The organism is Streptococcus sobrinus DSM 20742 = ATCC 33478 (assembly GCF_000686605.1).
Taxonomy (GTDB): domain Bacteria; phylum Bacillota; class Bacilli; order Lactobacillales; family Streptococcaceae; genus Streptococcus; species Streptococcus sobrinus.
Window position 1 is genome coordinate 24,436 of the sequence record NZ_JMLC01000001.1, and the last position, 24,460, is coordinate 48,895.

Annotated in this window: 24 protein-coding genes; 18 read left to right on the forward strand and 6 right to left on the reverse strand. The window is 43.7% G+C overall.

Features of this window, described 5'->3' with window-relative positions:
• Positions 1–58: 58 nt before the first annotated feature.
• The 5 genes from nrdR to der are packed head-to-tail and all read left to right on the forward strand — an operon-like array spanning position 59 to position 4,215.
• A complete protein-coding gene (gene nrdR / locus BS63_RS0100140) occupies positions 59–556 on the forward strand; it encodes a transcriptional regulator NrdR (protein WP_002959090.1) in 498 nt (165 codons plus the stop codon).
• Positions 543–1,718, forward strand: coding sequence for a helicase DnaB (locus BS63_RS0100145; protein WP_019770943.1), 1,176 nt, complete (start codon positions 543–545; stop codon positions 1,716–1,718). Before nrdR ends, BS63_RS0100145 begins: the two co-directional genes overlap by 14 nt.
• Complete coding sequence (dnaI, locus tag BS63_RS0100150) at positions 1,719–2,618, forward strand: primosomal protein DnaI (RefSeq protein ID WP_002959092.1); 900 nt, start codon at positions 1,719–1,721, stop codon at positions 2,616–2,618.
• A gap of 60 nt (positions 2,619–2,678) precedes the next feature.
• Positions 2,679–2,846, forward strand: a complete 168-nt coding sequence (locus BS63_RS1000000112090; protein ID WP_019768668.1) for a hypothetical protein — start codon at positions 2,679–2,681, stop codon at positions 2,844–2,846.
• A gap of 58 nt (positions 2,847–2,904) precedes the next feature.
• Positions 2,905–4,215, forward strand: coding sequence for a ribosome biogenesis GTPase Der (gene der, locus BS63_RS0100160; protein ID WP_002959093.1), 1,311 nt, complete (start codon positions 2,905–2,907; stop codon positions 4,213–4,215).
• Positions 4,216–4,315: 100 nt separating this feature from the next.
• Here der and BS63_RS0100165 read toward each other — a convergent pair whose 3' ends face one another.
• Positions 4,316–4,900, reverse strand: a complete 585-nt coding sequence (locus BS63_RS0100165; RefSeq protein ID WP_002959094.1) for a GNAT family N-acetyltransferase — start codon at positions 4,898–4,900, stop codon at positions 4,316–4,318.
• A gap of 125 nt (positions 4,901–5,025) precedes the next feature.
• Here BS63_RS0100165 and BS63_RS0100170 point away from each other — a divergent pair, with 125 nt between their 5' ends.
• From BS63_RS0100170 to greA, 6 genes are all read left to right on the forward strand, one after another.
• A complete protein-coding gene (locus BS63_RS0100170) occupies positions 5,026–8,118 on the forward strand; it encodes a pilus expression-regulating Snf2 family helicase (RefSeq protein ID WP_002959095.1) in 3,093 nt (1,030 codons plus the stop codon).
• 81 nt (positions 8,119–8,199) lie between these two features.
• Positions 8,200–8,853, forward strand: coding sequence for a divisome accessory protein ZapJ (gene zapJ / locus BS63_RS0100175; protein WP_002959096.1), 654 nt, complete (start codon positions 8,200–8,202; stop codon positions 8,851–8,853).
• A gap of 301 nt (positions 8,854–9,154) precedes the next feature.
• Positions 9,155–10,486 (forward strand): UDP-N-acetylmuramate--L-alanine ligase, encoded by a 1,332-nt coding sequence (gene murC, locus BS63_RS0100180; protein ID WP_002959097.1) that lies wholly within the window; start codon positions 9,155–9,157, stop codon positions 10,484–10,486.
• Positions 10,487–10,541: 55 nt separating this feature from the next.
• The gene (locus BS63_RS0100185; protein WP_002959100.1) at positions 10,542–11,027 is read left to right on the forward strand and encodes a GNAT family N-acetyltransferase; all 486 of its coding nucleotides are present in this window, start codon (positions 10,542–10,544) and stop codon (positions 11,025–11,027) included.
• 112 nt (positions 11,028–11,139) lie between these two features.
• Positions 11,140–13,038 (forward strand): endolytic transglycosylase MltG, encoded by a 1,899-nt coding sequence (gene mltG / locus BS63_RS0100190; protein ID WP_002959102.1) that lies wholly within the window; start codon positions 11,140–11,142, stop codon positions 13,036–13,038.
• Between the two features lie 112 nt (positions 13,039–13,150).
• Positions 13,151–13,633, forward strand: a complete 483-nt coding sequence (greA, locus tag BS63_RS0100195; RefSeq protein ID WP_002959104.1) for a transcription elongation factor GreA — start codon at positions 13,151–13,153, stop codon at positions 13,631–13,633.
• Between the two features lie 194 nt (positions 13,634–13,827).
• Here greA and BS63_RS1000000111210 read toward each other — a convergent pair.
• From BS63_RS1000000111210 to BS63_RS0100210, 3 genes are all read right to left on the reverse strand, one after another.
• Positions 13,828–15,083, reverse strand: a protein-coding gene (locus tag BS63_RS1000000111210; protein ID WP_155265805.1) for an ISL3 family transposase whose coding sequence is annotated in 2 segments (ribosomal slippage) — positions 13,828–14,522 and positions 14,522–15,083 — 1,257 coding nt in all. Because the reading frame shifts where the segments join, the coding sequence is not laid out codon by codon here.
• Positions 15,084–15,335: 252 nt separating this feature from the next.
• On the reverse strand, positions 15,336–16,268 hold the full coding sequence (gene yidC, locus BS63_RS0100205; protein ID WP_002962383.1) for a membrane protein insertase YidC: 933 nt from the start codon (positions 16,266–16,268) through the stop codon (positions 15,336–15,338).
• Between the two features lie 456 nt (positions 16,269–16,724).
• Complete coding sequence (locus tag BS63_RS0100210; RefSeq protein ID WP_019769919.1) at positions 16,725–17,003, reverse strand: acylphosphatase; 279 nt, start codon at positions 17,001–17,003, stop codon at positions 16,725–16,727.
• Positions 17,004–17,060: 57 nt separating this feature from the next.
• On the opposite strand from BS63_RS0100210, the gene BS63_RS0100215 reads away from it, so the two are divergent.
• From BS63_RS0100215 to BS63_RS0100225, 3 genes are read left to right on the forward strand one after another with little or no spacing between them, the layout of a single operon-like run.
• On the forward strand, positions 17,061–17,801 hold the full coding sequence (locus BS63_RS0100215; protein WP_002962385.1) for a TrmH family RNA methyltransferase: 741 nt from the start codon (positions 17,061–17,063) through the stop codon (positions 17,799–17,801).
• A gap of 37 nt (positions 17,802–17,838) precedes the next feature.
• Positions 17,839–18,342 (forward strand): HD domain-containing protein, encoded by a 504-nt coding sequence (locus BS63_RS0100220; protein ID WP_002962386.1) that lies wholly within the window; start codon positions 17,839–17,841, stop codon positions 18,340–18,342.
• A 48-nt stretch (positions 18,343–18,390) separates the two neighbouring features.
• Positions 18,391–19,095, forward strand: coding sequence for a Bax inhibitor-1/YccA family protein (locus BS63_RS0100225; protein WP_019770123.1), 705 nt, complete (start codon positions 18,391–18,393; stop codon positions 19,093–19,095).
• A gap of 232 nt (positions 19,096–19,327) precedes the next feature.
• Here the strand turns inward: BS63_RS0100225 and BS63_RS0100230 are convergent, their stop codons facing one another.
• Both BS63_RS0100230 and BS63_RS1000000111545 read right to left on the reverse strand, forming a co-directional pair.
• Positions 19,328–19,993 carry a DUF6287 domain-containing protein gene (locus tag BS63_RS0100230; RefSeq protein ID WP_002962391.1) on the reverse strand — a complete coding sequence of 222 codons (666 nt, stop codon included), beginning with the start codon at positions 19,991–19,993 and terminating at the stop codon, positions 19,328–19,330.
• Between the two features lie 137 nt (positions 19,994–20,130).
• A complete protein-coding gene (locus BS63_RS1000000111545) occupies positions 20,131–20,307 on the reverse strand; it encodes a DUF3042 family protein (protein ID WP_002962393.1) in 177 nt (58 codons plus the stop codon).
• Between the two features lie 70 nt (positions 20,308–20,377).
• Between BS63_RS1000000111545 and miaA the strand changes: the two genes are divergently transcribed.
• From miaA to BS63_RS0100255, 4 genes are all read left to right on the forward strand, one after another.
• Positions 20,378–21,265, forward strand: coding sequence for a tRNA (adenosine(37)-N6)-dimethylallyltransferase MiaA (miaA, locus tag BS63_RS0100240; RefSeq protein WP_002962394.1), 888 nt, complete (start codon positions 20,378–20,380; stop codon positions 21,263–21,265).
• A gap of 160 nt (positions 21,266–21,425) precedes the next feature.
• Entirely contained in the window at positions 21,426–23,558 is a 2,133-nt protein-coding gene (locus tag BS63_RS0100245) for a Tex family protein (protein WP_002962395.1), read from the forward strand.
• Positions 23,545–23,988 (forward strand): SprT family protein, encoded by a 444-nt coding sequence (locus tag BS63_RS0100250; protein WP_002962396.1) that lies wholly within the window; start codon positions 23,545–23,547, stop codon positions 23,986–23,988. The genes BS63_RS0100245 and BS63_RS0100250 overlap by 14 nt, the downstream gene beginning before the upstream one ends.
• A gap of 146 nt (positions 23,989–24,134) precedes the next feature.
• On the forward strand, positions 24,135–24,401 hold the full coding sequence (locus BS63_RS0100255; RefSeq protein WP_002962397.1) for a PspC domain-containing protein: 267 nt from the start codon (positions 24,135–24,137) through the stop codon (positions 24,399–24,401).
• The last annotated feature ends 59 nt before the right edge of the window (positions 24,402–24,460 follow it).

The window sequence follows — 24,460 nt, forward strand, 5'->3', positions numbered from 1 at the left end:
AGTATAAAATATGGTAAAATAAAGTATTATCAAAATATGATAGAAGTGGGGTGTTTCTATGCGTTGCCCAAGATGTAATAATAATAAATCTAGCGTCATCGACAGTCGTCAGGCTGAAGATGGCAATACCATTCGTCGCCGCCGTGAATGTGATAACTGCGGAGCTCGTTTCACGACCTTTGAGCGAATTGAAGAAGTGCCTCTTTTGGTTGTGAAAAAGGATGGAACTAGGGAGCAGTTCTCCCGCGATAAGATTCTCAATGGGATTATTCAAAGCGCCCAAAAGAGGCCAGTATCCAGTAGCGATATTGAGAATGTTATCAGTCGGATTGAGCAAAAGATTCGCAGTGAGTATGATTCTGAAGTGTCCAGCGAAGTCATTGGTAATCTAGTCATGGATGAACTAGCGGACTTGGATGAAATTACCTATGTGCGCTTTGCCAGTGTTTATCGCTCCTTCAAGGATGTCGATGAAATCGAGAACCTGCTGCAACAGATTACCAATCGGGTTCGAAGTAAAAATAAGAAAAATAAGGTAAATGATGAAACCAATTGATGATTTTTCCTTTGTGAAGAATAATCAGGTCAGCAAGGATATGACCAATTTAATCCGAGTCTACCTGCCTATTGTTGGCAGTGATGCCGTTGTGGTCTATCAATACCTGACGAGTTTTTATGATGGGGGACAAGGTCGGCATAAGTTTGCGGAAATTCTCAACCATACCCTTTTTGACCTGCCTCGCTTTGAAGCGGCTCTGGCAGTTTTGACGGGGATGGACCTGGTCGCCTTTTATCAGGACCTCTCCAATTATGTCATTGAACTGAAAGAGCCCCTGACAGCCCAAGACTTTCTGGCTAATCCTGTCTATCGGCGGCTCTTGGAAAGCCATATTGGTGATGCTGCGGTTGCCGAGCTAGAGACGCAAGACCTCAGCCAACTCCGCAATCTTTCCAAGAAATTTTCCCAAGTCTTTTCAGATAAGGGAGAAGTTGACCTGCAGCCCTTGCAGACCAAAACCAATTTTGATTTGGACAGCTTCAAGCAGAGAATGACCCTGGATGGCCTTTATTTTGGCAATGAAAAACAGGATGTCATCGCCCTCAACAATCTCTCAGAAAGGTACCAACTAACCTGGTTCGATGTCTATCAATTGGCCAAGGAAACGTCCAGCAACCACAAGATTTTGCCCAAGCGAATTCTAGTCAAGCTCCAGCAACCCCAGGAATCGGACTCTCAAGGTTTTAGCCATGAAGAAGAGGTGATTCTTCGAGAAGCCAAGTCCTCGACACCAGAAAACTTCTTGGCTAAAGTTAAGATGGGGCTGGGAGCTGTGACCACCACCGCCAAGGAAAAGAAAATTTTAGCCGATTTGGTGGAGATGGACTTTCTTGACGAGGTCATCAATATCATGGTGGTTTATTATTTCAAACGCAATCAGTCAGCGACCCTGGGCAGAAATGCCATGATGAGTCTGGCTAATATTGTGTCTGCAAACAAGGCGACCAGTGCTGAAGCGGCCCTAAGGGTGCTCAGCCAGCATAGCCAGGCCTATAGTAAGGCTAAGAATCGAGGGGCAGGCCCAGCTAAGCAGACAAGTTCCAGTGTGCCGGACTGGAGCAATCCGGATTATAAGGAAGAAACTAGCCCAGAGGAACAGGTTAAATTAGATGAAATGAAGCGACAGATGCTTCAGCAATTAGAAAAAGGAGGTGACTAGATGGAGAGTATCGGACAAGCCCTCAATCGGACAGGTCATGCCAGTCGGGTTAACTTAGATGATTTGACTAATCAAATCATGGCGGACCAGGCGGTGGCTAATTTTATTTCAGACCATCAGCTGAGTCAGGCAGAAATCAAGCGGAGCCTACCCAAGTTTAACCAATTTTTGGTCGAACGACGCAAGTTCGAGACAGGCGATAGCAGCTATGTTGCTAAGGGTTATGAGCCTGTTTTGACCATGAACCAAGGCTATGCGGATGTTTCCTACAAGGAGACCAAGGCCCTCAAGCAGGCCCACGCTCAGAAGGCTATTCAGGATCGCATCCATGTGGTCAGCCTGCCAAAATCCTATAAAACGATCACCTTCCAGGATGTTGACCTGACGGGTTCCCGCTCGGATGTCTTTCAGTATTTGGTCAATTTTGTTGACCAATACCCTAGTCCCAATCAGAAGGGGCTCTATATCTACGGTGATATGGGGATTGGCAAGTCCTTTATGCTGGCAGCCATGGCTCATGAGCTGTCGGAGAAAAAGGCAGTTGCGACGACCATGCTCCACTATCCTAGCTTTGTCATTGATATCAAAAATGCTATCAATTCGGGAACGGTCAAGGAAGAAATTGATGCGGTTAAGTCGGTGCCGATTCTCATCCTCGATGATATTGGGGCAGAACAGACCACCTCTTGGGTTCGCGACGAAATTCTCCAGGTCATCCTCCAACATCGGATGCTAGAAGAATTGCCAACCTTCTTCACCTCTAACTATAGCCTAGAAAATTTGGAAGCTAAACTGGGCAATATCAAGGGGGCAGATGAGTCCTGGCAAGCCAAGCGAGTCATGGAAAGGGTTCGCTACTTGGCCAAGGATGTCCACCTCCAAGGTGAAAACCGTCGCTAACTAAGATGGCGAAAAGCTAAGTCCATCAGCAAGAAAGAAAGGAAAGATAGGAGGTCAGGGATGACTTCTGCAAAGGTTGTTTGGCTAATTTTAGCGATTGCTACAACACTAGTAGCTTTGATGACTCCTATTGAGGGAGAAAATCTTGCTTTAATTTTTGGTCAACGGCTTGTACGAATCGGAACACCAGTTTTATTCTATTACTTAGCTTTTCGAAAAAAGAAATAATTTGCCAGAGCCTAGCTAATAGCTAACTCTAGGGCAAGAGAAGAAGAAAGGAAATCAAATGGCCTTACCTACTGTGGCTATTGTGGGTCGCCCTAATGTGGGGAAGTCGACCCTTTTTAATCGGATTGCGGGGGAACGCATTTCCATCGTTGAAGATGTGGAGGGCGTGACCCGCGATCGAATTTATACCAAGGCAGAATGGCTCAATCGTCAGTTCTCCATTATTGATACGGGTGGTATTGACGATGTTGATGCCCCCTTCATGGAGCAAATAAAGCACCAGGCAGATATTGCCATGACTGAAGCTGACGTCATTGTCTTTGTTGTTTCTGGCAAGGAGGGCGTGACCGATGCGGATGAATATGTGGCCAAGATTCTCTATCGGACCCACAAGCCCGTCATTCTAGCGGTCAATAAGGTGGATAATCCTGAAATGCGCAATGACATCTATGATTTTTACAGCCTGGGTCTGGGTGATCCTTATCCGCTGTCCTCGGTTCACGGGATTGGCACGGGGGATATTCTGGATGCCATTGTCGAAAGTCTTCCGGCCCAAGAAGAGGATGATAATCCTAATATTATCAAGTTCAGCCTGATTGGCCGGCCCAATGTTGGGAAGTCCAGCCTCATCAATGCTATGCTGGGTGAAGAGCGTGTGATTGCCAGCCCTGTCGCAGGAACCACCAGGGATGCCATTGATACCGATTTCGTTGATGATGAAGGCCAGGAGTACACCATGATTGATACCGCAGGTATGCGGAAATCTGGTAAGGTCTATGAAAATACCGAGAAGTACTCTGTCATGCGGTCTATGCGGGCTATTGACCGCTCGGATGTAGTCCTCATGGTCATCAATGCTGAAGAAGGTATTCGTGACTACGATAAGCGAATTGCTGGCTTCGCCCACGAGGCAGGTAAGGGTATTATTATTGTCGTCAACAAGTGGGATACAATTAAAAAAGACAACCACACGACCAGCCAATGGGAAGAAGATATTCGGGATAATTTCCAATTCCTGAGTTATGCTCCTATCGTCTTTGTCTCGGCTGAGACCAAGCAGCGCTTGCACAAGCTGCCAGAGTTGATTAAACGTATCAGTCAGAGTCAGAATACAAGAATTCCTTCCAGTGTCCTCAACGATGTTATCATGGATGCCGTGGCCATCAATCCGACTCCGACCGATAAGGGCAAACGCTTGAAAATCTTTTATGCGACCCAGGTTTCGGTTAAGCCACCGACCTTTGTCGTCTTCGTCAATGAAGAAGAGCTCATGCACTTTTCTTACCTGCGTTTCTTGGAAAATCAAATCCGTGAAGCCTTCGTCTTTGAAGGCACCCCCATCCATTTGATTGCCAGAAAGCGTAAATAAAGCAAAATCCACTTCAGATTTTTTGAAGTGGATTTTTAATGGTTTACTAATTAATTTTGATGATAAGTATTATTATTTCTGAGTCTGCCTAGCACAGAGTCTATTGTTCAAATTCCTTAAACAGCTTGGTTTCTCTAAAAGGCCTGATGGGCTGGGCTTGGTCGCCCTTCTTACCCAGTGATTTTTCCAGCCATTTCATATCGTACCAGTGACCGAATTTGTAGCCGGATGCCTTGAAATGGCCGACCTCCTTGAAACCCAAATGCTTGTGGAAATTCCAGCTATTATTGGTCAGATAGTCGTCAGGTTGCTCTGTGGTAGCGATGCAGGCTAGAACAGTCAAAACTCCTTGAGCCTTGAGACAGTCTTCTAGGGCTTGATAGAGGTGTCGTCCTAGTCCTTTTCCCTGAGCTTGGGGAGCCAGGTAGATGGTGGCTTCTGCTGACCATTGATAGGCCTCCCGAGGGTGAAAGGGAGAGGCATAGGCGTAGCCTAAAATATTGCCATCCGCTTGGACCAGAAGATAGGGATAAGTCTGACTGATGCCTTGCCAACGCCGACCAAATTCGACTAGGCTAGGAACCTCATATTCAAAGCTGATGGCTGTCTTTTCCACGTAGGGCCCATAGATAGCCAAAAGGTCGTCCAGGTCACTTTCTTGAACATTTCGGATTAGGATTGTCATGTGATTATCCTCCTTTTCTTTTAGAGTATAGCACAAAAACTTGTGCATTGTGTTTCAGCTGAAAATACTAGGAGAATCTGCTATAATGATAGGATAAGTTAGTTTAGATTGGACATGGAAAAGCTATGGCAAGATTGATTCCTGGACGGGTCCGCAATGAAGGGATTACCCTGTCCAAAGCTGGAAAAATCAACATCGTATCAACAGCTGATAAGATTATCAAGGCAGAAGTGGATGGGCTAGCCATCCAGTTCTCTTTTGATGACGATCAGGTCAGCTGTTCTTGTCCCATGTTTGCCCAAAAAAACTACTGTCCTCATCTGGCGGCAATCGAATTCTACCTTAAGAACGATTCTGAGGGTAAAAAACTGGTCGAACAGCTAGAAAATGAAGAAGCTGGTCAAAAGAAGCAGGAGAAGCTACATTCCTTCGGCAGTTTATTTTTGGATGGTCTAGCGGTTAATGAAGATGATAGTCTCAGGTACCGCCTATCGGTCTCAGGTGAGCAGGATTTGTATTCGTCTGCTATCTGGTGGACCATCCACATCAATCGCCTGCCGGATGAGCGCTCTTATATCATCAGAGATATTAGGAATTTTCTGCAGGTCTTAAAGCGAGAAGAAGCCTACCAAATCGGGAAAAACTACTTCGAGCCAATTTCCTACTTGCAGTTTGATGAGGCCAGTCAGGAGTTTTTAGACTTTCTCTGGCGTCTAATTCCTGATGAAGACCTCAGCCATTTGGACTTTCTCTTGCCCAATCGCGGTCGGCATTTGAATCTCCCCAGAGGCTTCTTTGAAGAAGGAATCCAGCTCATGCAGGATCTCTACGATTTCCATCTAAGTATTAGCAATCGCGATTACAAGGAAGTTTATTTCAAGGAGCTGACTGGTGAGGATGATCTCTTTCATTTTAGGGTCCTAGTTCACCGCCAGTCTCTAGAATTAGTCATTTCGGAGAAGGCGAGTCAGGCTTACTTTGATCAGACCTTCCTGCTCTTACGTCAAACCTTCTATCATTTGACTGACAAGCAGAGAAAACTGGTCAAGGCCATCAGGGGGCTAATGATTGATCAGGACTTGAACAAGCATGTTCATTTCAATCTTGAGGACCAGGGGAAATTGGCAGCTAGCCTGCTGGACTTCGCCGAAATCGGTCAGGTTGAGGCTCCAAAATCCTTTGCGATTAGAGATTTTCGTCCGATTTTTAATCTTGATATCTCGGCCAGCAAAGAAATTCTTTTAGACCTGGTCTATGATTACGGTGGCCTTTTGGTCAAAAATAGGGAAGACTTGCAGGAGCTTCCCTTTACCAGCAACTTTAAACGTGAAGAGCGCATCAGTCATGTCTTGGCTAGCGAAGGTTTTATGGGACATTTTTCTGCCCGCCATCTGCCTGTTCATGATGAAGAGCTCTACGCTTTCTTCACTCGAACCATTCCTCATCTGGAGCGTCTGGGTCAAGTTAATCTGAGTCGGGCTTTGGATGACTTGTGGACTTATGAAAGTCCTCAAATTAAGGTGGCCAGAGAGAAGGGCTTATTGGATGTCTCTTTTGATTTTTCATCCATCTATGAAGGTGACATTAACCAGGCTTTGCAAGCCCTCTTCAAGAATGAATCATATTATATTAGTGATCGAGGCCAGCTGGTTGTTTTTGATGAGGAAACGCAGAAGGTTAGCCAGGCCCTGAAAAATCTGCGAGCCAAGTCTTTGGACAATGGTCATCTTCAACTGGGGAACCTGGCAGCCTTTCAGCTTTCTGAGTTCTTTCAAGATTCTAAACGAGTTGATTTTTCTAAGGATTTCCAGCAACTGGCCTATGATTTGAGGCACCCTGAGGCCTTTGAAGTTCCAAGTCTTTCGGTTAAGGCTAATTTACGGGATTACCAGTTGATGGGAATCAAGTGGATGTCAATGTTGGATAGCTATGGCTTTGGGGGTATTCTGGCGGATGATATGGGGTTGGGAAAGACCTTGCAGACCATTGCCTTTTTGACAATCAAGTTGACTCAGGCAACAAGGGCCCTAATCTTATCACCTTCAAGTCTGATTTACAACTGGAAGGACGAGTTTACCAAGTTTGCTCCTGGTGTGGATGTGGCGGTTTCCTATGGCCTAAAACAGGACCGATTAGATGTGATTGCTGAGGGACATCAGATCACTGTTACTTCCTATGCCTCCTTCCGTCAGGATTTCGACAACTATCAGGCTGGTCACTATGATTATTTGATTTTGGATGAAGCTCAGGTCATGAAGAACACCCAAACCAAGATTTCTCAAAACCTAAGAGATTTTGAAGTGGGTAATTGCTTTGCCCTGTCAGGGACTCCGATTGAAAATAAACTAATGGAAATCTGGTCCATATTTCAAATTGTCCTGCCTGGTTTACTGCCTAGCAAGAAAGAATTCTCAAAATTAGATGCCAAGCAGGTTACCCAGTACATTAAGCCTTTCGTTATGCGGCGAAAGAAGGAAGACGTTCTGCCGGAACTGCCTGATTTAACAGAAACTACCTACTATAATGAATTGGGTGATAAGCAAAAGGCCATCTATTTGGCCCAACTCCGGCAGATTCAGGAGAGTGTTCGCCAATCCAGTGATGCTGAGCTTAACCGCCAGAAAATCCAAATTCTATCTGGAATTACTCGTCTGCGGCAAATTTGCGATACCCCAGCCCTTTTTATGGACTATCAAGGAGCTAGTGGAAAGATTGACAGTCTGCGCCAATTGTTGAGCCAAATTCAGGAGAGTGGTCACCGAACCCTGATATTCTCACAATTTCGTGATATGTTGGATATTGCTGAAGAAGAGGTGGCTCAACTGGGCATGACCAGCTACAAAATTACAGGCTCTACTCCGGCTGAGACTAGGCAGGAGATGACTAAGGCTTTTAATAACGGCAGTAAGGATGTCTTCTTGGTGTCACTTAAAGCTGGCGGTGTTGGCCTCAATCTGACTGGAGCAGATACGGTCATTTTGATTGACCTTTGGTGGAATCCAGCTGTAGAGATGCAGGCCATCAGTCGGGCTCACCGACTAGGACAAAAGGAAAAAGTTGAAGTCTATCGTCTTATTACTAGAGGAACCATCGAAGAAAAAATCCTTGAATTGCAGGATTCCAAGAAGAATTTGGTGACAACTGTGTTGGATGGTGATGAAAGTCGCTCTAATATGACCATTGAAGAAATCAAAGAGATTTTAGGTTTGAATGGTTAATAACCTTTTGACATGCGACCTATTTAAGGTATAATAGAAATGTTAGAGCCATGCTCGAATAAATTGGGGGAAGTTAGATTTATGGCTAGAAAGAAACATCAGTTTCCGCTCGTCGGAGACGATGAGTCGGTAATAGCAGCAGCTCCTCAAATGCGGCTGTACGACAATGAAGATTTAATTAATAATATTCATGGTGATTATCACGATAAGCCTTATTTAAATCAAGAAGAAAATTCTGGCGAGGCTACTCGTGCTTATCCTAGCTCTAGTCCAACTCCTGCAAATGACATTAGAGCAGGGAAGACCTATGCGGAATTGGCAAGGGAAGAAGCACGGCAAGACTTGAAGCGCAAACGTCAATCCTTCATTGCTAAAGAGGCTAAGATTCCTAGCAAGCCAAATTTCCAACATCGTGAACAAGTGGCTCAGCCAAAGACCAAGTCAGTGGCTCCTGCTAAGCCAACTCTTTTTTTTAATGGTAAGTCAGCCCGTTCCAATGATGACTTGCCTGTCAATGAGTTGGCCCGCTTTAGTAAGAATTTACATCAAGACCGGTATATTTTGGCTGAATTGCCCAAGGTCTATAAGGAGCCAAGCAATCCGAGTCAACAAAAGGTTAAGAAAAATAACTATGACTTTTTAAAACGCAGTCAAATCTATAACCAGGATGAAATTAGGCAACAGAGAACTCATCAGCTTGCCAAAGAATTAAACCTGATGGTCGATGAGGAGTGAAAGGAAACTTCGCTGATGAAACGATTAGCGAAGTTTCCTATTGGTTAATCGTATACAGTTTAATACTTAGCTGAGCTAGGTGTGAAAACTGGACTTACCGTGAGCCCCTCGTTCTATCGCCAATTAACTGCTAAAGATTTTAATCTAGCCCCACCAAACAACTGTGTGGAGGTGAGACTAAAACAGTCAGTGGCTTGTTTTAGTCTAATATCATGAAAGTAGAAAGTGAGGGAAAATGGTGGTTACCCTATATCAATTGAGCCTCACTGCTTTCGTCCCCTCTTAATTTTAAGGAGAAACCATGTCAAAAACCTATCATTTTATCGGAATTAAAGGCTCTGGAATGAGCGCCCTAGCTCTGATGCTACATCAAATGGGCTACGAGGTTCAGGGATCAGATGTTGAGAAGTATTACTTTACGCAACGGGGCTTAGAACAAGCTGGTATCAAGATTTTACCCTTTGATGAAAAGAATATCACAGCAGATGTTGAGCTAATCGCTGGAAATGCCTTTCGTGAAGATAATAATGTAGAAGTTGCCTATGCCCTGCATAATGGTTTTTCCTTTAAACGGTACCATGAATTCTTAGGTGATTTCATGAATCAATTTATCAGTTTAGGAGTAGCCGGTTCTCATGGCAAGACCTCAACAACAGGCCTGTTGTCTCATGTTTTACGCAATATCACTGATACTTCCTTCTTGATTGGTGATGGTACAGGACGGGGTTCAAAGAACAGTCGGTACTTTGTTTTTGAAGCGGATGAATACGAACGTCACTTCATGCCCTATCATCCGGCTTATTCCATTATCACCAATGTCGACTTCGACCATCCAGATTACTTTACTTCGATTGATGACGTCTTCTCGGCCTTTGATGATTATGCCAAACAGGTGCAAAAGGGACTCTTTGTCTATGGGGAAGATTCTTACTTGCGGAAAATCACCAGTCCAGCACCGATTTATTATTATGGTTTTGAGGACAATGATGATTTCGTAGCTTACGATATTGTTCGGACCACTCACGGTTCAGACTTCAAGGTCAAACATGACGGACAAGACTTAGGGACCTTCCATGTTCCAGCCTTTGGTCGTCATAACATTCTGAATGCGACAGCTGTTATTGCTAACCTCTATGTCGCTGGTTTCAATATGGAATTGGTGGCTCAGCACCTGAGAACCTTCAATGGGGTTAAACGTCGCTTTACAGAAAAAATCGTTAACGATACCATCATCATTGACGACTTTGCCCACCATCCAACAGAAATCATTGCCACCTTGGATGCAGCCCGCCAGAAGTACCCATCCAAGGAGATTGTGGCCATTTTCCAACCGCACACCTTCACACGGACCATTGCCCTCTTAGATGAATTTGCGGAAGCTCTCAATGAGGCTGACAGCGTCTATTTGGCTCAAATTTACGGTTCTGCCCGTGAACGTGATAACGGTCAGGTTAAGGTTGAAGATTTGGCGGCAAAGATTAAAAAGCCAGCCCAGGTTGTGACTGTTGAGAATGTTTCTCCGCTTTTAGATCATGATAATGCTGTCTATGTTTTTATGGGGGCTGGGGACATCCAACTCTACGAGCGTTCCTTTGAAGAATTGGTTGCTAATCTAGCGGCCAATACGCAATAATAAAAGATAATATGAAAAACTGGGCATCCCCAGTTTTTCATTTATAGGAGGTATAATGCTGATTAGAAAAGTAAACCCCGAGGATTTCGGGGAGATTATGGATATTGAGGAAGTTAATTTCTCGGAAGAAGAGGTAGCCAGTGCAAAGGCAATGAAGGAGCGGATTGAAGTCATTCCCGACACTTTCTTGGTTGCTGAAATTGCTGGACGGATAACTGGTTACCTGGTCGGTCCTGTCACCCAGAAACGCTATCTAACTGATGATTTGTTTGAGAATGTTGTCTCCAATCCAGCAAGCGGTGGTTTTATCCAGATTCAGTCCCTATCGGTAGCACCAAAATTTGCGGGCCAAGGAATCGGTACAGCTCTCTTAGCTGCCTTAAAGGATTTGGCTCTAGCCCAGAACCGTGATGGTATTAGCCTGACCTGTCATAGTGAATTGATTCCTTATTATGAGATGAATGGTTTTAGCGATGAAGGCCCATCAGATTCTAACCACGGTGGTAGCCTCTGGAACAATATGGTCTGGGAAAATAGGTGAACTTTCCTTATCTCAAGTCAAGTGTTACGCCTTAGTGACAAACCTTGTTAAATTTGCATTTACCATTAATTTAAGATATAATGGCGACTGATAACTATGAGGAGGAGAAGCTTTGACCGATTTTAAGGATGATAAGTCAAAATCTGCTTCCGGAAGCAAAAGTTTCAAGGACCAGATTTTGAATGAATTAGAAGAAGCCAATCGCTTAAAAGGGATCCAAGATGATGGGACGGTCAAATCGATTGTAGAAAGTCTCAACACTGAAAGCAGTCGTGAGATTGATCCTGATTTTAATTGGCAAGAAGCTGCTGCCAAGCTAAAAGAGCAACAAGAGGCTGCGGCTAAATCAGCTGAACAGGAGCAAAAGCTTGCGCTCAAGGAAGCTCGGGCCATTAAAAAAATTCAAGAAGAAGAGCATATCAGGGAGCTGAACCCCTTGGGAGAGGAACTAGAAGAAACAGAGCCTCTGGAAGAAAGCAGTGCCTATGCAAGCACCGCTTCAACCCTGACTTCTGAGACTATAGCTCCGGAGATTGCGGATGTCGATCTTTCAGGCTTCACTGTTCCTATTCCTATTCAGGATATTCATTCTGCAATCCCAGAGGTCTTTAGCTCTGAAAGTCCTAAAGATGAAGGAGCGTTTGAAGAGGAGGAACTCCAGCCAAGCTCGGAAAAACATCAAGCACAGAAACAGACAAGCTCAAGCCTTGACTCTGATTCTGCATTTGCTGATGGGTCCGATTCTGATACGACTGTTGAAGCTGGACTTAACTGGAATTCAGACGATGAAGAAGATTCCGATGCTTGGGAAGAGACTTCCAAGTCCTCCCGTCGTAAGGCCAGCAAGCGTAAGCAAAAACAAAAGAAAAAGAAGCGGCTAGCCCGCCGAATTACGGGTTGGATTATTTTTCTGATTCTACTGATTATTTTAGCTGGTGGTGGATATGGTTATTATTACGTCAGCTCAAGCCTAGCTCCATTAGATACTCATTCCAACAAGTATGTATCGGTTGAGATACCTAAGGGAGCCGGTGGCAAGCAGATTGGTCAAATCCTTCAAAAGAAGGGTATCATCAAGGATGCCAATGTCTTTAATTATTACACCAAATTCAAGAACTACAGCAATCTTAAGAGTGGCTACTATAATCTAAAGGCCAGCATGTCTACTGATGAAATCATCAAGGAATTACAAGCTGGTGGGACTGCAGAGCCCACCGATCCCAACAGTGGTAAAATTGTTATCCCTGAAGGTTATACCCTTGAACAGATTGCTAAGGCCATTGAGGATAATTCAAATACCAAGGTCAAGGGAGATAAGACGCCATACAGTTCTAAGGACTTTCTCAAATTGGTGAAGAATAAGGACTTCATCAATAAGATGAAAGAGAAATATCCGAAACTTTTGGCAGATTTACCAGATTCCGATAAGGCTAAATATCAGTTGGAGGGTTATCTTTTCCCAGCGACTTATAACTATACAAAGGATACTAGTCTTGAAGATCTAGTGGATCAGATGTTAGGGACAATGGATTCCTACCTAGCTGATTACTATGATAAGATTGGTCAGTCTAAGTACAATGTCAACGAGACCTTGGCTTTAGCCTCCCTAGTTGAAAAGGAAGGTCAGACCGATGAGGATCGCAGTAAAATTGCTAGTGTCTTCTATAATCGCTTAGATGCTGATATGCCTTTGCAATCCAATATTGCAGTGCTTTACGCTCTTGGCAAGCTTGGCGATAAGACCTCTTTGAAGGAGGATGCCAACATTGATACCGATGTTGATTCACCTTATAACGATTATAAAAACAAGGGCCTCATGCCTGGCCCAGTTGATAGTCCGAGTCTGTCAGCCATTGAGGCTGTTGTGAATCCTGCTGACACCAAGTATCTCTATTTTGTTGCTGATGTAGAAACAGGGAAGGTCTATTATTCCGAAACCTATGAAGAGCATGAGAAAAATGTTGATACCTATGTCAATAAGAAGACCTCGGACAGCAGTGATAAAAACTAGCAATACCTAAATTTATCAAACTTTAAACACAAATAGGAGTCTGTGACGGAAGTTTCCAGACTCTGTTTCTGTGTTAAATTCCAAGAAAATAAAAAATAGAAAAGAGACTATCATGGCAGAAAAAACTTACCCAATGACTCAAGCAGAAAAGGACCAACTGGAACAAGAACTCGAGGACCTCAAATTGGTTCGTCGTCCAGAAGTTATCGAACGCATTAAAATTGCTCGTTCCTATGGTGACCTTTCTGAGAACTCTGAGTATGATGCTGCTAAGGATGAGCAAGCCTTTGTTGAAGGTCAAATCCAAATCATCGAAACCAAGATTCGTTATGCTGAAATTATTGACAGCGATGCCGTCGCTTCTGATGAAGTAGCTATCGGGAAAACGGTTGTTGTTCAAGAAGTCGGCACTACGGATCAAGATACCTACTCCATCGTTGGGGCAGCAGGAGCTGATGTCTTCGCTGGTAAGATTTCCAACGAAAGCCCAATTGCCCAAGCCCTGATTGGTAAAAAGGTTGGCGATACCACAACTATTGAGTCACCAGCCGGAAGCTATGACGTAGAAATCATCAGCGTCAAGAAAACAAAATAAGTAAAAAAGGACGGCTCTTTGTCAACTGTAGTGGGTTGAAGAAAAGCTAAAATCGAGAAAGGACACATTTCATCCTTTCTTTTTTGATGTTCAGAGCGATGAAAATCCGTTTTTTGAAATTTTCAAAGTTCCGAAATCCAAAGGCATTTCGTTTGATAAGGGCTCTTTGTCAACTGTAGTGGGTTGATAAAAAGTTACAACCTGGAGAGGACCAAATTGGTTCTCTCCTTTTTGATATTCAAAGCAATGAGAATTCTCATTTTAAAATTTTCAAAGTTCCGGAAGCCAAAAGCATTTCGCTTAATGACTTTGATGAGGTTATTTGTGGCCTCAAGTTTTGCGTTTGAGTAGGGAAGTTCAAGTGCATTAATGATCTTATCCTGATCCCTCAAAAAGGTCCTAAAAATGGTCTGGAAGATAGGATTCACAGAAGAAATGGACTCTGTGATCAATTCAAAGAAATAGTCAGCGTGCTTCTCTTGAAAATGAAAGAGTAAAAGCTGATAGAGTTCATAGTAATCTCTAAGATCTTGAGAGTAAGAGAGAAGTTTTTCGAGAATCTCTTTATTGGTTAAATGCGACCGAAATATTGGACGATAAAATCGTTTACTGCTCAGCGTATAGTTATCCTGTTGAATGAGTTTCCAGTAACGTTTCAGTGCTTTATATTCGTGCGATCTCCTATCAAACTGATTCATAATTTTGATGCGTACGCGATTCATTGCTCGACTGAGATGCTGGACAATATGAAAGCAATCGAGAACGATTTTAGCATTTGGAAAAAATTTTCTAGCAATATCGTAGTAGGGACTAAATATGTCCATGGTAATGACTTTCACGCGACTTCTTACCTGTCTAGAATACCGAAGGAAATGATTGCGAATAGTTGCTGAGTCCGTCCATCTAAGATAGCTAGGATCTTTCTTGTATCGTAGTCCTGTGCAATAAAGCTCATCTTTCCCTTCTTGAAGCTATATTCATCCCAACTCAAGTGTTCTGGAAGGTGGTTAAGATCAGTCTTAAATTTGAATTTATGTAACTGACGAATGACTGTCGAAGTGGAGACAGATAAACTTTCGGAGATAGCTGTCATAGGGACTTTCTCAATCAATTTTTGAGTGATTTTCTGTTTGACGATGGTTGCGATCTGGTGATTCTTCTTGACTAAGGAAGTCTCTGCGACGGCTATTTTTCCACAGTCTTTACAGCGGAAACGGCGTTTTCTCAATCGAATGAGAGTCTTGTAGCCAGCACATTCGAGGTAGGGGATTTTGGATTCTATTTGAAAGTCATATTTAGCCATTTGTCCTTGACAGTTGTGACATTTAGAGGCAGGATAATCGAGCTTAGCAATGACTTCTTTATGCGTTCCAGCATCAAGATAATCTAAGATAATAATATTTTTGTCATTCATTCCAAGTCTGTTTGTGATAACATTTAATTGTTCCATAAGATTCTTTCTAATGAGGGTTTGGTCACTTTTTCATTATAGGTCTTATGGGGCTTTTTTTCTACAAAAAATAGACTCCATAATTCCTACAGTGGTTTTACCCACTACAGAAATTATAGAGCCTTACTTATGCGGATTAAAACTCTACAATTGTCCCCTCGTTTAATTTGATTTCGTGACTTTAGTCGCTTTCACTGCACAAGTGCGAAACAAATAAACCATCCGCTTGTAACGGATGGTTATGAAGTCCTTTTATTTTTTCTTACGGTTTTGCTTACCAGCGTTGCGGTTTTTCTTCTTAGTTGAAATGGATGGAGTCGGATTGGCTGAGCCTTTTGGAGTGACATCCTTTCGAGCAGGTTTTGCTACTTTAGGAGCCTTAGGCGGGTTTTTCTTGAACTCTTCTTCAACTTGTTTTTTCAATCTTGGTTTAAGAATGTAATTGGTAATCAATTGTTGGATGATGGAGAAGATACCACCAACAAACCAGTAGAGAACGACAGCTGACGGTTGATAGAGACCGAAGAAAAGCATCATAACAGGCGTCATATACATGGTTATACCTGCTTGCTTGCGTTGTTCCTCTGGCATTTGCTTGACAGCTAGCCAAGATTGAACCAAGTAGAGGCCAGCAATGATAACCATTAAGGGAATATCACGGTGGCCGAGGTTAAACCAAAGAAAGTTCTCTTTGAGGACTCCTGGAGTATAACGGGCAGCAAAGTACGTGGCGGAGAAGAAAGGAAATTGGATAAGCAGTGGCAAACACCCCATGCCTCCTAGCATGCTGACACCATTTTCACGCTGAGCTTGCATAAGCTCGGTTTGGGCTGCCATCTTTTCCTCTTGTGTACTAGCATCCTTCATCTTTTGATTAATGGGCTCAAAGATAGGAGCAAGATAGTCTCGTTTAGCAGCTTGGTAGGCAGCACTACGGGACTGGTGCAGACCTAGTGGAAGGATTAACAGGCGGACGAGAACAGTTACTAGGACGATACCCAGACCAAAACCTAAGCCTAAATTATGGGCAAAGAAGGTAATGAGATGTCCCATTGGCTCACCCAAAAGATGCCAGACTGTTCCAGTTGGTTTACCATTTTTACCTAGGCGAACACAACCGGACAGGATAAAGAGCATTGATAGGGTGATGGCCGAGAGAAGTAGTCGTTTTAAAGTTTTATTCACATTAAATTCCTCTATTTTTAGTAATACTGTTCTATTTTACTTTTTTTTAGACAAATACTCAATAGTTCCCAGGGAGGATTTTTTACCAGATGTCTAAATCGTCCAAATATCCATCAAGAATACGACCAAGTGGCATTCCTTGGGACGGAGAAGCTAATTTTGTTAGCAGCTCTCTATCCTATATAAAAGATAGACTGATTTTGTCTGAGGCGACACGAAGATAAGACAGTCGATCTACTGCTTTATCGCAGTTGGCCAGGGACATAGAAAGCTAGGATGGTAGCTTTCGTAGTCACTCTAAATGATAATAGTAGAGTGATTTTGTCCGTGGTATTTTGTTAATTGAACACGGGCTAAAAACCTAGTGAAAAAGATGAAGTCTCCTAGATGCTTAGCTGCATCTGTGTCGCCTTCCCTATTTTCATACGGCTTTTTTAACGCCCTTTGTATCTTGTTTTAATTCGCCATGCGGAAGTCTGTGAAGTCTTCAAAGTTGGTCATGGTGACATCGACATAGGAAACCTTGGACCAGGGTGATGGGCCCTTACGGACTTCTTGGATGAACTTGGCCATCTTGGCTGGATCTTCCGATTGGGCGAGAATTTCCACAGAGCCATCATCCTTATTCCAAACCCGCCCGTAGATGCCGCCAATGTCCTTGGCAAGGGTGAAGGTTGAGTAGCGAAAGCCCACTCCCTGGACACGACCAGAGACAATCATTTTAACCTTTTTCATGAAAAATTCCTCCTTTGGACTGAGCTTGTCTTTTCCAAGATATGCTATAATTATTATATGATTATTATAACCTCAAAAGCCAATAATCTCATCAAAAAGACGAAAAAATTGCTGCAAAAGAAGCATCGCAAGGACTCCTATCTGATTGAAGGCTGGCATCTCTTTGAGGAGGCCAGTGCTAGCGGTGCCGTCTTTAAGCATATCTTCGCTTTGGAGGATTCCTCTGAGAGGTTGTCTGATCAAGAACACTTAGTTCTGGTGACACCTGAGGTACTCAAGGAATTGTCTGAGAGTCCAACTCCTCAAGGTATTGTTGCGGAGGTCCAACTGGACCAGCCCGTCCTACCTGAAATCTGGCAGGGCCCCTATCTGGTCTTGGAGGACATTCAGGACCCAGGCAATCTGGGAACTATGGTGAGGACTGCTGATGCTGCTGGTTACCAAGCAGTCTTTATTTCAGAGAAGTCTGCTGATGTTTATAATCCCAAAACCCTTCGCTCTATGCAGGGAAGTCATTTCCACCTGCCTATCTACCGTGGATCAATGATGGATTTTGTAGGTAATCTTAAGCAGGCAGGAGTCAGCATCTTAGCGACAACTTTGGCTCATGATTCAGTAGATTATCGGTCTTTAGAAAGGCCTGATAAGTTTGCCTTGATTATGGGTAATGAAGGTCAAGGGATTTCTGATGAGATGGCTCAGTCGGCCGACCGCTTGGTCCACATTAGCATGCCAGGGCAGGCTGAGAGCCTCAATGTCGCAGTCGCTGCTGGGATTATGATGTTTCAGTTTATTTAGAAAGTTCCTGCTAGGTATCAGCAAAGGAGGGGACAGTATGAAATCCTATCAAAAAGATAAAGAATTTATGGAAATTGTCGGTCATTTGATTGACAACCCCAGATTTCAACGTTTAGATGAGATTACCCATCACCATTATTCAACACGGATGAAACATTCCATCAATGTGGCCTATACTAGCTATAAGGTTGCTAAGAAATTTGGGTGGGATGCTAAGTCAACGGCCCGTGGTGGTCTCCTGCATGATTTCTTTTATTACGATTGGCGAGATACCAAGTTTAATAAAAGTCATGCTTGGGTTCATCCAAGGATTGCGGTTAAAAATGCTAGAAAATTGATTGACCTCAATAAGAAAGAAAAGGATATCATTCTCAAGCACATGTGGGGAGCAACCATTGCACCTCCTCGTTATAAAGAGTCTTATATTGTCACCTTTGTTGATAAGTATTGGGCTATTAAAGAAGGAACCTATCCCATGCGTCAACGCTTTAAAAACCGTAAGGTTTTCAAGCGTAAACAGTTGGGTTCCCACAATCATTAATTTTTGCTAAAATAGAATAACTTGAAAAAGAATTCGGAGGATACTTTAATGGATATGAATAATATGGGACAAAGTCCCATCATTACACAGGCTGATGCTGGCCTGAGTCGCTTTTTTGCTAAAATTTACAGCTTGGTCGGAATGGGAATCGGCCTGTCGGCTGTCATTGCAGCTCTCATGCTTTTTGTCTTCCCAGAAAACATGATCGCTATCATGACTGGCGGCCGTATGATTTACTTGGGGGCAATTTTTCTTGAGTTAGCTCTAGTCTTTGTGGCTTCGAGTGCAGCTCGCCGCAATACTCCTTGGGCTTTGCCTCTCTTTCTTGTTTATTCGGCCTTGAATGGTTTTACTATGAGCTTTGTCATCGCAGCCTACACTGGGGCACAAGTTGTTGGTGCTTTTGTGAGTTCGGCAGCAGTATTTTTTATTATGGCGGCTATTGGTGCAACCACTAAGAAAGATTTATCTGGTATGGCCAAGGCTTTGATTGCTGGCCTAATTGGAATTATTATTGCAGGACTTGTCAATGCTTTCTTGGGCTCAGGAATGATGTCGCTCTTGATTAGTGTTGTTACGGTTGTTATTTTCTCTGGTTTGATTGCTTATGAAAATCAGATCATTAAACGGGTTTACGGTCAAACTCGTGGTCAAGTTTCAGATGGTTGGGCAATTTCTATGGCTCTCAGTCTTTACCTAGACTTCATTAATCTTTTCTTGAGCATTTTGAATCTCTTTGGCCGTCGCAACTAAGTTAAGTAATAAAGTAAAACAGTTGGTTTCAAAATGAAGCCAGCTGTTTTTCTCTGACGCAGTAATTTAGAAATTTACTAAAGTAGTAGCTTTTAATTAGGACTAGAAGGAATGAGTCGAAAGGAGCTGGTGCCTATACCCAGCTGCCTCTTTGCTGATTGGGTGCCTTGTTTCTGCCCACTTTTGATTTTCATAGAGTATAAAAAGCACCCAACCTAGGGGTGCTTGCTATTTATTGAGCTAGACTGCTATAGTCATTTGAAGTCTTGTAGAGGACTTGATTTCTAAATTGGTCACTGCCACCTTGGTCTAAAATATCACTGTAGGCTGTCACTAGGCGGTCCTTGCTGGTATCGGATGGGTCGGCCTGACCAGTTTGAAAGTGACGGTCAGGGATACTTTGGCCCGCCCCATACATGAGGATGCCAAAGCTGGTACCATCATCGTAGGTAACACTCATGAGGGCTTCCCCTTTGCCATCTCGGCTAACGGTGATACTTCCAGTTGTACCTAGAACACTGATGCGTCCCTGAGGGGAGATAACGATAACACGTCCGCTAGCATCGCTCCACGTTCCGGCAATGCTACTGTAGTCTCCTTGGGTCAGAGCATCAAAGTTAAATGAAGAATTTGCTGCAGATTTTTCCCCTTGTTTTTGTTGGGAGTCCCCATTCTTTTTTTCCTGACTTGAAGAACTAGTGGTGGCAGAAGAGCCCTTTTGTTCCTGCTTGGAAGTTTGGCTGGATGACTTCTTGGTGCTAGACTTGGACCTAGTTGTCATGTGGGTTTTGCTGCTAGTCTTACTTGTGGTTTTATGGCTGTTAGAATGGCAGGCTGTCATTCCCAGACTAACTACTACGACTAAAATCACTGAAAATAAGCGAAAAGTCTTTTTCATAGTCTTGTCCTCCGTTTATTTTGCTACCCCTATCATACTATTTTTTGAAAAGGTTGTAAAACGTTTTCAGGTTAACTTTCAAATTAAGATTGTGGAAAAGAGGACATAAAAAAACAGCCTTGGGGCCGTCTTCGTTATTAACGGGCAATACGTCTGCGAGCCGCTTTTTTACGATTTTCTTCAATGAAAGCTGCTTTCTTTTCTTCAGGCTCAATAATTGTCTTTTTTACAGCAAAGACAGCACCTGCGACTGTAGCGGCAGTTCCAACAACACCTGTAGCAAGACCACGGGCGAAAGCATGTTTTTTAGCCATAATCATTTCTCCTTTTTTCTTATGTTATAATATATACTAGCTAAAATTTAGATTTATTTCAAGGAAAAAGATGAAAACAAAAGTAATCGTTGTGGCTGGTCCGACAGCTGTAGGTAAGACTGCATTAGGTATTAAACTAGCCCAAAAATTTGATGGAGAAATCATCAGCGGGGATAGCCAACAGGTCTATCGCAAGCTGGATATTGGGACAGCTAAAGCCAGCCCTGCCGAACAAGCTGCAGCCCACCATCATTTGATTGATGTGCGGGAGGTTTGCCAGACCTACTCGGTCTATGATTTTGTTCAAGAAGCGAAAGTTGCTATTGCCGATATTGTTAGCAGAGGCAAGCTCCCTATCATTGTTGGGGGGACAGGGCTCTATTTACAAAGCTTATTGGAAGGTTACCATTTAGGCGGTCAAGTAGATCAGGAAGCTGTGTTAGCCTATCGAAAGGAATTAGAGGCTCTGTCTGATGCTGACTTGCAGGCCAGAGCACAAGACTTGACTCAGGAGTTTGACCAGCCCAATCGCAGACGGATTATCAGAGCTCTGGAGTTAGCAAAATTTGGTAAAAATCTGATCAACCAAGAATCCGACTACCAACCCTTGCTTATCGGTCTCAACGATGGGCGCTCTCGCTTATATGACCGAATCAACAAGAGAGTTGATAGGATGTTGAATCAGGACTTGCTAGAGGAAGCTCGTTGGCTTTATGAACATTATCCAGAGAGCCAGGCGGCCAGGGCTATCGGTTACAAGGAACTTTTTCCCTATTTCAGAGGAGAAGAGGACTTGAAAACGGTTAGTGAAAAACTCAAGCAGAACACTCGACGTTTTGCCAAACGTCAGTTAACCTGGTTTAGAAATCGTATGGCTGTCGACTTTTATGAGGTTTCTGAACCCGATTTTGAACAGACCATTGAGCGTGCTGTAGAAGAATTCTTAAAGGAGGACTGAGTCGGAGAGGCTGGGTCCTTTTCTTTGCGGTGAGGGCTTCTATAGGTTTTTATGCGAAATTACTATTAATTAGCGCTAATAATTATTAATTTTGCCTTCTTTTTAGCGGAAATCCAGTCCTGCCGGCTTATTTTTTGCTTTATGGTATAATAGTAATGTTATGGAAATTTCAACTATAAAAGTAATTGCCCAAGAACTTGGGATTAAGGATTCGCAAATCCAAGCTGTTTTGGATTTAACTGCTCAGGGGAATACTATCCCTTTTATTGCTCGCTATCGTAAAGAGAAGATAGGCAATCTGGATGAGGTGGTCATCAAGGCTATTATTGATAAGGATAAGTCGCTGACAGCTTTGGCTGAACGCAAAGAGACAGTCCTGGCCAAGATTGAAGAGCAAGGGAAGTTGACTCCCGAGCTTAAGCAAGCTATCCAAGCTGCTGGTAAATTAGCTGAGGTAGAAGAGCTCTACCTACCCTACAAGGAAAAGCGTCGGACCAAGGCTACCCTTGCTCGGGAGGCTGGCTTAGCTGATTTGACACGGCTGATTTTGCAAAATGTTTCGGATTTAGAAGCTCAGGCTGCTAACTTTGTTAGTGAAGGTTTTCCAACAGCCGATAAGGCTCTAGCTGGTGCCCTTGATATTTTAATTGAGGTGCTGTCAGAAGATAATCGACTGCGCTCTTGGACCTATAATGAAATTTGGAACTACAGCCTGCTGGTTTCCAGCCTCAAGGATGCCAGTCTGGATGATAAGCAGGTCTTCCAAATCTACTACGATTTTTCGGAAAAAATCAAAGATTTTCAGGGCTATCGAGTTTTAGCCCTCAATCGTGGGGAAAAGCTGGGCGCACTCAAGGTGGGCTTTGAGCATCATATGGACAAGATTATTCGTTTCTATGAGGCTCGTTTTAAGACCAGAAATTCCTATATTGATGAGGCTATTGCTAAGGCAGCCAAAACCAAAATTATTCCAGCTATGGAGCGACGGATTCGCAGTGAGTTGACTGAGACAGCGGAAGATGGTGCTATTTCCCTCTTCTCTGAAAATCTTCGTCACCTGCTTTTGGTCTCACCCCTTAAGGGTAAGGTTGTCCTGGGCTTTGACCCGGCCTTTAGGACGGGAGCCAAATTAGCGGTGGTTGATCCAACCGGTAAGCTCTTGGCGACTCATGTTATCTACCCTGTGGCTCCTGCCAGCCAAGCCAAGATTGCCAAGAGCAAGGAAGAGTTGGCAGAGTTACTTCAGACCTATCAGGTGGAAATTATTGCTATCGGTAATGGGACAGCCAGCCGAGAGAGTGAAGCCTTTGTCGCAGAGGTACTTAAGGATTTTCCAGCAGTTTCCTATGTCATTGTCAATGAGAGCGGGGCTTCGGTCTATTCCGCTTCCCAATTGGCTCGGCAAGAGTTTCCCGATTTGACGGTTGAAAAACGCTCGGCCATCTCTATTGCCCGACGCCTGCAAGACCCTCTAGCAGAATTGGTTAAGATTGATCCCAAATCAATCGGTGTTGGTCAGTACCAGCACGATGTTAGTCAGAAGAAGCTGACGGAAAATCTGGACTTCGTTGTTGAGACGGTCGTTAACCAGGTTGGTGTTAATGTCAATACAGCCAGCCCAGCCCTCCTTTCCCATGTGGCCGGCCTCAACAAGACCATTTCTGACAATATCGTCAAATTCCGTGAGGAAAAAGGTCGTCTGACCTCTCGGGCCCAAATTAAGGAGGTTCCCCGTCTGGGGGACAAGGCCTTTGAGCAGGCTGCTGGCTTCTTGCGGATTCCTAACGGAGACAATATCCTTGATAATACAGGGGTCCACCCTGAGTCCTATCCGACTGTCCAAGAGCTCTTTAGTCGCTTGGAAATCAGCGATTTAGACCAGACCGCCAAGGAAAAATTGGCTAGCCTTGATGCCAGTCAAATGGCTTCTGACTTGAAAATTGGTCAAGAGACCCTTAAGGACATTATTGCTGACCTGCTTAAGCCAGGTCGTGACCTGCGAGATGATTTTGAGTCACCTAGTCTTCGCCAAGATATTTTGGAACTCAAGGACTTACAAATTGGTCAAAAATTGGAAGGAACTGTCCGCAATGTGGTTGACTTTGGTGCCTTTGTTGATGTCGGTGTTCACGAGGACGGACTCATTCATATCTCAGAGATGTCCAAGAACTTTGTCAAACACCCGAGTCAGGTAGTTTCCGTTGGGGACATCGTGACGGTATGGGTTTCCAAGGTTGACCTAAACCGAGAAAAACTCAATCTATCTCTGGTGGCTCCAAGTGAATCTAACTGATTATGTCAGACAAGTCTCACTAGAAGATTTTGGACTAGTTTTCAAGCATGAGGCCTTTTGGAATCAGCGACTGCGGACGACAGGTGGCCGTTTCTTTCCCAAAGATGGGCACTTAGACTTTAACCCCAAAATGTATGAGGCTGTAGACGAGTTGACCTTTAGAAAAATCGTTCGCCACGAACTCTGTCATTATCACCTCTATGATGCAGGCAAGGGCTATAAGCATGGAGATGCAGACTTCAAGCGACTGTTAGCAAGGGTGGATGGCCTGCGCTATGCCCCCAAACTTAAGGAACAAGCCCCTCGCTACTACTATCAGTGCCAGTCTTGCGGTCAGATCTATCCCAGAAAACGACGGATGAACACTAGTAAGTTTCGCTGTGGCAAGTGTCGAGAGAAATTGGTATTGTTGGAGGAGAGAGAATTTTAGCACTTGTCAAACTCTATCTCTTAAATCAGTCCTAGGGCTGATTTTATTTTGGGCTGGCTCCTGTATAATAGATATGTAAGATGAGAGATGCTCTGAAATAGAACAGGAATTTCAGTCATCCAGTCTTAGGAAGTGAGGAAACCAAGATGAGTGTTTTGTATAAGAAAAGACAGGGTCGATTTTTGGCTGGGGTTCTAGCTGGACTGGCTGATAAGTTCGGTTGGGATCTTACATTAGCTCGCATTCTTTATGGTATTTTTACTTACTTTTCATTTGGTTTTGGTGTCTTTCTCTACGTCCTCTTAGCTGTCTTGCTTCCCTACAAGGAAGATGAAGAACGTGATAAATACGGCACTGGGTCACGTCGTCGCAAGGATGCTGAAGTCATTGATGATGACAAGTGGTTCTGGTGAATCTCATTTTTGCCTTGGCATGCTTAAGCTAGGGCTTTTTTGTGGTATAATGTTAGCAT